Below are 9,643 nucleotides of genomic sequence, written 5' to 3' on the forward strand. Positions count from 1 at the left end.
CGGTCCAACTAACCCATCAGCAATTTGGCCAAGATAGCTAGCCCTCCCATAACAAAGCAATAAATAGAAAAATAGAGCAATTTCCCTTTTTTGACCAAGTTGAGCATCCAGCTACAAGCAAAAACACCCACAATCAAGGCCGCAAAAAAACCCGCCAACAAAGGCAAACTCTCTGCTGTATTCAACTCCAAATCTCCACTGAGCAAATCTTTAGCCAGCTTGCCCAAAATTAAGGGAATGACCATCAGGAAGGAAAAACGAGCCGCCTCTTCTTTGTCAATTTTGAGCAAAACAGAGGTCGAAATGGTAGAGCCCGATCGAGAAACCCCCGGCAACAGCGCCACGGCCTGCGATAAACCAATCAAAAAGGCATCTTTATAACTTACTTTTTTATTGGTTATTTTGGCCCGATCAGCCAAAAAGAGTAAAGCTCCCGTTAGCCAAAGCATTAGCCCCACCAAGATAATCTGCCCCTCAAAAAGTTGCTCAATTTGCTCATCAAATAAGAGGCCCACTACTGCCGCCGGCAGCATAGAAATAACCACTTTGAGCGAAAACTGCAGCTCTTCATTCCAAGCAAACTGAAACAGCCCCCTGAGCACCCTGGCCACTTCTCTCCAAAGCACAATCAAGGTACTAATCACAGTGGCCACATGCAAGACAACCGATAGCGTCAGGCTGTCTTTTGGCGTGTAACCCAAAAAATATTTGGCCAACTCAATATGGCCGCTACTGCTCACAGGTAGGTACTCGGTTAGCCCCTGTACAATGCCCAGAATAATATTGTAGATGTAGTTTTCCATGCCTTTTTTTGCCGCTTTGTCTGCTGCGGATCTATTTTTTTATTTTTTTGGGGCTGCCCCGCCCTGCGGGCGGGTCGGGCTGTGTACTCCCGTTGGTCGTCGAACTGGCGCCCCTATAGGGGCTGGTTGTCAGGGCTCGCAGGTCTGCTCGGCCCTGCGCAAAAATGCTTCGCATTTTTGCTGGCTCTGCGGCTTCGCCGCCCCCTTTTCCATCCCTCAGCCGACGGCCCTTCGGGCCTTCAGGACCAGAAAACACCCAAACACTCCCCGAAGGGATTCCCCTAAGGAATCCCGCAGAGGGGTGGGTGGGCGGGAACTATCTACGCATGAGGAGCGCAGCGACGAATACCGCTTAAAAGGGAAAGCCCCGCCGCCAAAGAATAGGGCCAAAAGAGAAAAGATAGTTGGGCGGCCCAGCGCTGCGAAGGGGTGGCCGAAGGCCAGACCGAAGCCGCCACAGGCGGCTGAAGGGCCGAACAGTCTTGTGAGCCCCGCAGCATAGCGGCGGCCAGCTAGCTGGCCGCGGGCCCCAAAGTCCTCCTAATTACTAAATTGTTTTGGGCGCTTCTATTTCTTCTGCAGGATACTGCTCTTGATAAGCCTGCTCTGCCGCCTTATCTTCTGGCGTTTGGAAAAAGAGCGCATAGGCAAAAACAGCCAAGCCCAAAAGGACCACAAAAGGGGCCAGCGTAATTCGGCGGAAGCTATAAATTTCTTCGGGCTTCCAAACATTGGGGTCTTCCATTCCGCCACCAGACATTAGGAAAAACCCAATGATGACCAACAAAACGGCTGCGCCCATTATCATATAATGTTTTTTGCCGTATAGCAGCTCGCGCTGCGCTTTTTTAGTTTTTCTACTCATGCTATTATTTTTGTTCTTGGCGCCAAAAAGAAAGAGGTTGGGCCATATATTTTTTTAAGCTATACCAACTGCTTAGCCAAGAAATCCCCAAGCCAAAGGCCAAAAGCAGCAAGCTATTGCTGAGAAGAGCGCCAAAACTGAGGTAAGGCCAAAAGCCTAGGGCCAAAATACTCAATAAGAGGGCAAGGCTGGCCAAGGCCCCGCAATATAAGCCATTATAAATACTTTTTTGCAAAAAAGGGCGGCGCAAAAAATCGGGATTGGCCCCAACAATTTGCAGCAATTCAATTTGTTCTCGGTTGCTGAGCAGCTGCAACCGCAAATGATGCCGCAGTAGCGTGAGGGCTAGCAAAACAAAAAAGAGGACAAAAATACTGCTCAGCCAGCTCAGGCGGCTCAGCCAATCTTCTCCGCCCAACAAAGGCGTTTGCGCATAGCTCACCTCTACCACAAACTCTTCTTTTTCCAAAGCTTCTAGTTGTTCGGCATATTGGCCCAGGGCTTCGCTCTTCATCTGAAAGCTAATGGCATTGGGCAAAAGGTTTTCGCCAAGGACCAAAATGTCTTCTTCTTTGAGGTCGCCATCGGCCAGCATTTCTTCTAGGGCTTCTTCTTTAGAAATATATTGTAGGCTCCCCTCTTTGATATAATCTTGGCTGGCCAGCTCCTTTTGAAAGCGGAAGACCTCGGCCTCATTGGCCCCATCGGCCAACTCTATATAAAAGGGAATGCTTTCTCGGAGTTGTTTGAGGCTCGATTGGCCATAGGTAGATAGCAAAAGCAGCCCGCCCAACAAATAAAGTAGTAGGCTGAGGGCCAAAAAGGCGTAGCTGTTGTGGCGGCCCTTTTGGGGATATAAATTTTGTTCTTTTTTGGCGGCAGCTAAAGGCATCTCTTCTAATCGTTTGTCAATAAGTTTTGGCCCTGCATGAGTTCGGGAACGGGCAAGTTCATGGCCTGTAAAATAGTGGGGGCAATATCGGCCAAGCTTCCATCTTTGATTTGGTAATTATCGACATCCTTGGCCACAAAAATACAGGGGACGGGGTTGGTAGTATGGGCCGTATCCGGGCTGCCATCGTCATTAATCATATAATCAGAATTGCCATGATCGGCTAGAATAATCATTCCGTAATTTTGCTTAATGAGCTGATGCACCAACTTTTGCAGGCATTCATCTACGGCCTCGGCGGCTTTGATGGCGGCCTCAAAAACGCCAGTATGGCCCACCATATCGGCATTAGCATAATTGAGACAGAGGAAATCGGGTTTGGCCTCTTCTAGTTCTTCTATAATGCGTCGGGTTAGTGGGTAGGCGCTCATTTCTGGCTGCAAATCGTAGGTAGCTACTTTGGGCGAAGGGATAATAATCCGTCTTTCTTTGGGATAAGGCTCTTCTCGGCCTCCATTAAAGAAGAAAGTGACATGTGGATACTTTTCGGTTTCGGCAATACGGATTTGGCTTTTGCCGGCCTGGGCCAGGCATTCGCCTAAGGTTTGGCTGAGGTCTTGTTTTTCATAAATGACTTGCGTTTTTTGAAAACTTTCGTCATAGCGGGTCATTGTATACAGGCGAATATCTAGGGGCTGCATTCCTTCATTTGGGAAAGCCTCTTCGACCAAGGCGCGGCAAATTTGGCGGGGGCGGTCGGTGCGGAAATTATAGAAAATGACTACATCTCCTGCTTCGATTTGGGCCAAGGGTTGGCCTTTGTCATCTTGCATATAATAAGCTTCGACAAACTCATCGCTTTGGCCGGCTGCATAACTCTTTTCTATGGCTTCTTGGGCAGAATTTACGGCAGCACCTTGGCCTTGGGTCCAGAGTGCATAGGCTTTTTGGGTACGTTCCCAGCGCTGGTCTCGGTCCATAGCATAATAGCGGCCAATAACAGAGGCTATTTGGCTAGGGTGTTGGGCGATGCTTTTCTCTAGCTCTTGAATATATTCTTTGCCGCCATTAGGGGCGGTATCTCGGCCATCGGTAATTGCGTGAATAAAGACCTTTTCGAGGCCTTCTTCCTTGGCCATTTGGGAGAGTGCCTTGAGGTGATCGATATGGGCATGCACCCCACCATCGGAGAGGAGGCCCACTAGATGTAATTTAGAGGCTTTGCTCGCTTGCATAGCGGCTTTGAGTTGTTTTTGCTCAAAGAAGTGGCCCTCTACAATTTCTTTATTGATTCTGCTGAGTTCTTGATAGACCAGACGGCCTGCCCCCAGGTGAATATGTCCCACTTCGGAGTTGCCCATTTGGCCTTGGGGCAGGCCAACGGCCTGGCCAAAAGTAGTCAATTGGCTATTGGGGTAATTGCGCAACAAGCTATTGATGAAGGGGGTATCGGCTTGGGCCAGGGCGCTGCGTTGGGGGTCTGGACCTAGGCCCCAACCGTCTAGGATGACTAAGGCAAAACGTTGAAAAGTAGACATAGGAAAGAAATTAAGTAATGAGGAGGGGGCAAAGATAATAAAGAAGTTCTTGAACTCATTTAACTGGCCCTATCTTTTGCGTTTGGCAGGGCCGAAGGCCCGCATAGGAGCGAAGCGACTGGCCTAGCGATGGTAGGCAGTGCGGCGCAGCCGCAGAGCCAGCAAAAACTTGTTTTTTGCGCAGGGCCGAGCGAGCAGCGAGCTGCCGAACGTAGCGCCCGCCGAAGGCGGGAGGCCCCTAAAAATAGTAAAAAAAGAGATGAGCCTCTACAGGGAGAAACTCATCTCTATATAATATATGGCTCGTCACGATTAGGCGGCGCTCATGCTGGCTAGCTTGCGTTTGCTAAGTTTTTCCTTGGCATAATCTAGGGTTAGGATAAACTCATCGACCTCTTGCGAGGGCAATTCAAACATGGCGTCGGTCATAATGGCTTCGCAGATAGAGCGGAGGCCACGGGCGCCGAGATTATAATCTAGGGTTTTTTCCACGATAAAATCGAGGGCGGCTTCTTCAATTTCGAGGCGGATTCCTTCGAGTTCGAAGAGGCGTTGATACTGTCTGATCAGGGCATTTTTGGGCTCTGTTAGGATAGAGCGCAGGGTAGCGCGATCGAGGGGGTTGAGGTAAGTGAGCACGGGCATTCGGCCAAGCAGTTCGGGAATAATACCAAAAGACTTGAGGTCATGATGGCTAACGAACTGCAAGAGATCTTCGCGGTCTACTCTTTCCTCTTCTTCCTTAGCAAAGCCAATCACTTGGCTATTGATTCTGCGGGCGATATTTTTTTCTACGCCGGCGAAGGCGCCGCCACAGATGAAGAGAATATTTTTGGTATTGAGTTTTACCATTTTTTGTTCGGGATGTTTGCGGCCACCTTGGGGGGGGACCAAAACATCGGTACCTTCTAGCATTTTGAGCAATGATTGCTGCACGCCTTCGCCAGAAACATCTCTGGTGATAGAGGGATTATCGCCTTTGCGGGCAATTTTATCAATTTCGTCGATATAGACGATTCCTCTTTCGGCGGCGGCCACATCATAGTCGCAAGCTTGCAAGAGGCGGGTCAGCATACTTTCCACATCTTCGCCCACATAGCCGGCTTGAGTAAAGACGGTGGCATCGACGATAGTGAAGGGAACATTAAGCATTTTGGCGATTGTTTTGGCCAGCAGGGTTTTTCCTGTTCCGGTGCGGCCAACCATAACCACATTAGATTTTTCGACCTCTACGATCTCCTCTTCTTGGATTTTCTTTTGGTATTTGGCTTCTTCACGGATACGTTTATAGTGGTTATAAACGGCCACGGCCAGAATCTTTTTACTTTGTTCTTGGCCAATCACGTATTGGTCCAGATGCGCCTTAATATCCATTGGGCGAACTAGTTCGGGCAGGGCATCTGCATCAAATGCTTCGCCTTTGGGCTGCAACAGTTCTTCGCTAATAATGGCATGGGCTTGCTCTACACAAAACTCACAGATATAGCCTTCGATGCCAGCGATTAGCATTTGGGCCTCAGACTTGGGGCGTTGGCAAAAAGAGCAGTGGGGTTCTTTTTGTTTTTTAGACATTCTTCTTGGTTCATTATAGCCTTGCCTCTTGGCTAGGCGCTCACATAAAAAGGTTCAGCCCTTGAGGCCTGGGGCATCAATGGGCTGAACGATTGGGCAGTTGGTTAGCCCTTATTTTTGGCGGCGGAGTACTTCATCCACCAGGCCGTATTCTTTGGCGGCATTGGCGCGCATCCAGTTGTCACGGTCACAATCTTTTTCAATAATATCGTAAGGTTGGCCCGTATGGCTAGCCAAAATGTCATAGAGTTCTTTTTGGAGCTCTTTGATCAATTTGTAAGAGATTTCCATATCAGAAACTTGGCCTTGCATACCGCCCAAAGGCTGGTGAATCATCACTCTAGAGTGGGGCAAACAGCTCCGTTTTCCTTTTTCTCCAGCGGCCAAAAGTACAGCGCCCATAGAGGCCGCCAAACCGGTACAAATTGTGGCCACATCGGGGGCAATATACTGCATAGTGTCATAAATCCCTAGACCTGCGATGACAGAACCACCGGGGCTATTGACAAAAATCTGCACATCTCTTTTGGGGTCGGTAGACTCCAAGAAAAGCAACTGCGCTTGCACCACATTGGCTACATAATCGTTGATTCCTACGCCAAGAAAGATAATGCGGTCCATCATCAGGCGAGAGAAAACGTCTACAGCAGCTACATTCATTTGGCGTTCCTCAATCACATTGGGCGTAAAGTTGCCAATTTGAGGGATGCGAGGCATCATGCCGCGAGTAGATTGCTGTGCGTATTGTTCTAGGTGTAGGCTGTCCATATTAAGATGCTTGACAGCGTACTTCTTAAATTCATTTTGATCAAACATAAAAAGCGATTTTTTACTGAAGGATTTGTATGGGGTTGCGGTTTAGCCCTTTTAGGCGCTTAAACTACATTTTTATATACAATCTTGCAACATTAAAGTTGTGCCAAGGCTTTTTTTCTGACAAATCGTCAGTTTTGCTGATTATTTTCTGGGGCTTGCCCGCCCGATGGGCGGGCCGGGCTGTTTCGCAGCTCGCTCTCTGCTCGGCCCTGCGCGGGCTATGCCCGCTTGGTCTGGCCTGACGGCCACTGCTGTCCATCCCTAAGCCTGCGGCGGCTTCGCCGCCTGCTAGCTGTGGCTGCAGCTTGAAAGCAGCAGCCATACAACAGCGGTATTGCTCCGCAATGCTACCAGAATGAGCGTTGCCTTTACTCTTTAAGCAAAACAAAGTAACCTGCCATATCTTTTGATTGTGCGCGTTTAACTTCGTTCAGCTTATAGCGGAGAGGTTGAAAGTCTTTGCCTTTCAGTTCCTTGAGCTGCTTATTTAAGCGTGTTGTCATTTTTTGGCAGACCTCCTTAACTGTACCTTCATTGTATGAATGTCTAAAAGTAGCCCTGAAAATCAATTGTGTAGCCTTGGTAGTTGCTATTCGCCTTGCCATCTCCTTGATTTTAACCTGAAAGTTATCGAGGAAAATTCCACCAAACTCCTTTTCATATCTGCTCTCCTCTTTACTGTAAATACCAAAGGTATTACTGAGCAGATAGGTCTTATTCAGTTGGAGCTCTTGGCCAAAAGCAACATTTTTATCACTCAACTCTTTTTTTACCTGAATTTCTTTCTTGTACTTATCGGTCTTGGCAATTTCCTCATGAAAACCAGAAGCATCCGCTCTAGCTGCAATGAGTCGGAGAACTATCTCTTCATCCACTCCATACCGTCTTGCATTATTGGCCAAGCCCCTTTATTTTACCTAATAACTCATGCTCAGCAATAATTTCTTTTAACTCCTTAAGAGAGCCATATTTTACTGTTGTTGGATCAATTCCAAAAGTTCTGGCTTTGGCTTGAAGAGCTATTCTTTCTTTTTGCTCTTCTCGATCTTGGGCCTCTTGTCTCCGTCTTTTGGCTAAGGAGTTGGCATATTGAGAAGCTGTAGAGGGGCAACCATCTTCAGTTTGATTAAAATCAACTACTTTTTCTTTTCTTTCCTCTTTAAATAATTCAGTCGCCAATGATTCATAATTATTAGATGTCTTATATTGGTCAATTCCTGTACTTGCTAATCCTTGACCTTGATAGTAAATAATTGTATTAGGAAATACTTTTTTTAACTCAAGAAGAGATGCAACTTGAGTCGTTTTTCCAGGGAATGCTATTCTAAAAATCTCTTTATTGATATCTTCATCATTTGTAAACTTTGTTTTAATAACTTTTGATGGATCAACCATATTTCCATCCAGCGGAAAAGTGGTATATTCACAAGTTTGGGTGACAGAGGTATTAGATTTTTCAAAAAGTTCTTGTAATGAGGCTTTCATTAAACGATCGACCTGATTGTCTAATGTTAGATTTGACTTTTCCAAATTCTCTGAGGCCTCATGAATAGACTCTATGAAAACCTTAAATTTGATATATTTACTAGGCAGGCTTAAGGATTCATCCGAATTTATTTTTTTTAAAAAACTCTTGAGTTGTAAATTGATTTTAGTGACACCTTTTAGATCTTCTGTTTTTTCATATATTATTTTTTTCCTTATGTCTAACTCTAAGGACGCACTGAGGCTCGCTTTAGTAATTGCTGCTGGAGAAGAGGGGGCTAGTACCGTTAATATTTCGATAACCTCATCAAAGAGAGGTAAATGATCTTGGACTAATTTTGTTGCCTTATTAGTTATTTTTTCAACAACATAGCCTTTTATTCCTCCTTCTGAAGGAATACTTTCGGATAAATCTAGACTATCTAGGATGCGTTTTGCATAATCAAAGGAGCTTTCACTAAAGTCAAAAATAGTTGAGAGGACCTGCTTTATAGCACTGGTATATGTATCGGTAACCGTTTTGGAATCTTGGAATGCATCGAGTACTCTGGAGGCTGTTACATCACTAAGTTCTTCATTCTGAAGGACCTTTACAAGCTCTTCATTAACAGAGATAAAGGCTTCAGTTTCTCTTAATTGTTGTTCATAGAATTCTAGTTGCGTACTTAACTCTTTATCTAAAGGGTTACTTATTTCTTGTTTTCGAAGCTTGTGTACAAGGTTTTTGTAATTTTCTTGCTCCTCCTTGAAGGCAAGTAAAATTTTACTTATTTCCGCTAATATTTTTTCTTTTCTGTCCATGACTTATTTTAGTGATTCGGGTTCGGTAAGAAGATTCTATGAATTGATTTGGTAATAAATCCATTTTTTTTGATATACTATCAGCCAATATATAAGATCCTGTATCGTTTTGAATATATGAAAATATGTAATCGCCATTCATATGAAAATATGACCTTCTGATTATATGTATTGACTCGCTATCTAGTTTTTTATTGAATTCGTTTTCTATTATAGCAGGGATGACTTTAGGGTCAAAGCTAAGTCCTCTATCATTCTTTGTATTGCTTATCATAAGGATTGACTTAGTATAAGCATAGTTGTCTTTAGGCATGTATTCTATTAAGTCGTATTCTTGTATGGGAATATTTTTTGGACTAAAAAAGTCTAATCCATGGAAAGAGTCAATTACTATAGAGTAATGGCCTTGTTGCATAAATCATAATTCACTGATTAGCAGCAACTTTTAGCTTGACAGCATTAAGCTCATTTAAAATTTGAATACGCATCAGGACTTCTTGTTTCTGCATTTTAAAGCTGATCGAAGAGAGCCGTTCAGAGAAAAAGTGCTTGAGCCGCATCATTGCAGTTTCGCTTAAATTTCGACGATGATAGCCTAAATCTTGTTTCCAAGCAGCCGCTCCTAACTCCCAGATATATAAAATATCATCATTGCGATAACTATCGACTAGCTCTCCATTTTTTCCTTTTTTTAGGCGAGCATTTTTACGTGGGGGAATCAATGGAACCGCCCCAGCCGCACAAATTGCTTCTCGACATTTTGTTTGGTCATAGGCGCCATCTGCATAAACTTGGTTAATATTAAATGGCTTCAATTTTTTCATCATTTTGAGGAGTTGAGAAGCATCGGTTTTTCGCTCTGTGGTAATCT

General features: G+C 45.1%; 10 protein-coding genes. All 10 read right to left on the bottom strand.

From position 1 onward, the window contains the following. Positions 1-8 precede the first annotated feature (8 nt). Positions 9-803 carry an undecaprenyl-diphosphate phosphatase gene (locus SAPGRDRAFT_RS02175; RefSeq protein WP_002656822.1) on the bottom strand — a complete coding sequence of 265 codons (795 nt, stop codon included), beginning with the start codon at positions 801-803 and terminating at the stop codon, positions 9-11. Between the two features lie 547 nt (positions 804-1,350). Further along, a complete protein-coding gene (locus SAPGRDRAFT_RS02185) occupies positions 1,351-1,668 on the bottom strand; it encodes a DUF3098 domain-containing protein (RefSeq protein ID WP_002656824.1) in 318 nt (105 codons plus the stop codon). A 4-nt stretch (positions 1,669-1,672) separates the two neighbouring features. Continuing rightward, positions 1,673-2,560, bottom strand: coding sequence for a cell division protein FtsX (locus tag SAPGRDRAFT_RS02190; RefSeq protein WP_002656826.1), 888 nt, complete (start codon positions 2,558-2,560; stop codon positions 1,673-1,675). Positions 2,561-2,565: 5 nt separating this feature from the next. Continuing rightward, positions 2,566-4,098 (bottom strand): 2,3-bisphosphoglycerate-independent phosphoglycerate mutase, encoded by a 1,533-nt coding sequence (gene gpmI, locus SAPGRDRAFT_RS02195; RefSeq protein WP_002656828.1) that lies wholly within the window; start codon positions 4,096-4,098, stop codon positions 2,566-2,568. Positions 4,099-4,410: 312 nt separating this feature from the next. Further along, positions 4,411-5,670, bottom strand: a complete 1,260-nt coding sequence (gene clpX, locus SAPGRDRAFT_RS02200; protein WP_002656830.1) for an ATP-dependent Clp protease ATP-binding subunit ClpX — start codon at positions 5,668-5,670, stop codon at positions 4,411-4,413. 111 nt (positions 5,671-5,781) lie between these two features. After that, positions 5,782-6,486, bottom strand: a complete 705-nt coding sequence (locus tag SAPGRDRAFT_RS02205; protein ID WP_002656832.1) for a ClpP family protease — start codon at positions 6,484-6,486, stop codon at positions 5,782-5,784. 368 nt (positions 6,487-6,854) lie between these two features. After that, complete coding sequence (locus tag SAPGRDRAFT_RS23345; protein WP_253271246.1) at positions 6,855-7,361, bottom strand: hypothetical protein; 507 nt, start codon at positions 7,359-7,361, stop codon at positions 6,855-6,857. Between the two features lie 16 nt (positions 7,362-7,377). Further along, positions 7,378-8,772 carry a hypothetical protein gene (locus SAPGRDRAFT_RS02215; RefSeq protein WP_002656836.1) on the bottom strand — a complete coding sequence of 465 codons (1,395 nt, stop codon included), beginning with the start codon at positions 8,770-8,772 and terminating at the stop codon, positions 7,378-7,380. Continuing rightward, a complete protein-coding gene (locus tag SAPGRDRAFT_RS23080; protein WP_002656838.1) occupies positions 8,735-9,187 on the bottom strand; it encodes a hypothetical protein in 453 nt (150 codons plus the stop codon). The genes SAPGRDRAFT_RS02215 and SAPGRDRAFT_RS23080 overlap by 38 nt, the downstream gene beginning before the upstream one ends. A 10-nt stretch (positions 9,188-9,197) precedes the next feature. After that, positions 9,198-9,643, bottom strand: a 446-nt coding sequence (locus SAPGRDRAFT_RS02225; protein WP_002656839.1) for a transposase, incomplete at its 5' end; no start/stop codon positions are given.

Source organism: Saprospira grandis DSM 2844 (genome assembly GCF_000275825.1).
In the GTDB taxonomy this organism is placed as follows: Bacteria; Bacteroidota; Bacteroidia; order Chitinophagales; family Saprospiraceae; genus Saprospira; species Saprospira grandis_A.

Excerpts from the sequence above, each read along its gene's own strand:
- SAPGRDRAFT_RS02175 (WP_002656822.1), bottom strand. The coding sequence starts at position 803 with ATGGAAAACTACATCTACAATATTATTCTGGGCATTGTACAGGGGCTA.
- SAPGRDRAFT_RS02185 (WP_002656824.1), bottom strand. The coding sequence starts at position 1,668 with ATGAGTAGAAAAACTAAAAAAGCGCAGCGCGAGCTGCTATACGGCAAA.
- SAPGRDRAFT_RS02190 (WP_002656826.1), bottom strand. The coding sequence starts at position 2,560 with ATGCCTTTAGCTGCCGCCAAAAAAGAACAAAATTTATATCCCCAAAAG.
- gpmI (WP_002656828.1), bottom strand. The coding sequence starts at position 4,098 with ATGTCTACTTTTCAACGTTTTGCCTTAGTCATCCTAGACGGTTGGGGC.
- clpX (WP_002656830.1), bottom strand. The coding sequence starts at position 5,670 with ATGTCTAAAAAACAAAAAGAACCCCACTGCTCTTTTTGCCAACGCCCC.
- SAPGRDRAFT_RS02205 (WP_002656832.1), bottom strand. The coding sequence starts at position 6,486 with ATGTTTGATCAAAATGAATTTAAGAAGTACGCTGTCAAGCATCTTAAT.
- SAPGRDRAFT_RS02215 (WP_002656836.1), bottom strand. The coding sequence starts at position 8,772 with ATGGACAGAAAAGAAAAAATATTAGCGGAAATAAGTAAAATTTTACTT.
- SAPGRDRAFT_RS23080 (WP_002656838.1), bottom strand. The coding sequence starts at position 9,187 with ATGCAACAAGGCCATTACTCTATAGTAATTGACTCTTTCCATGGATTA.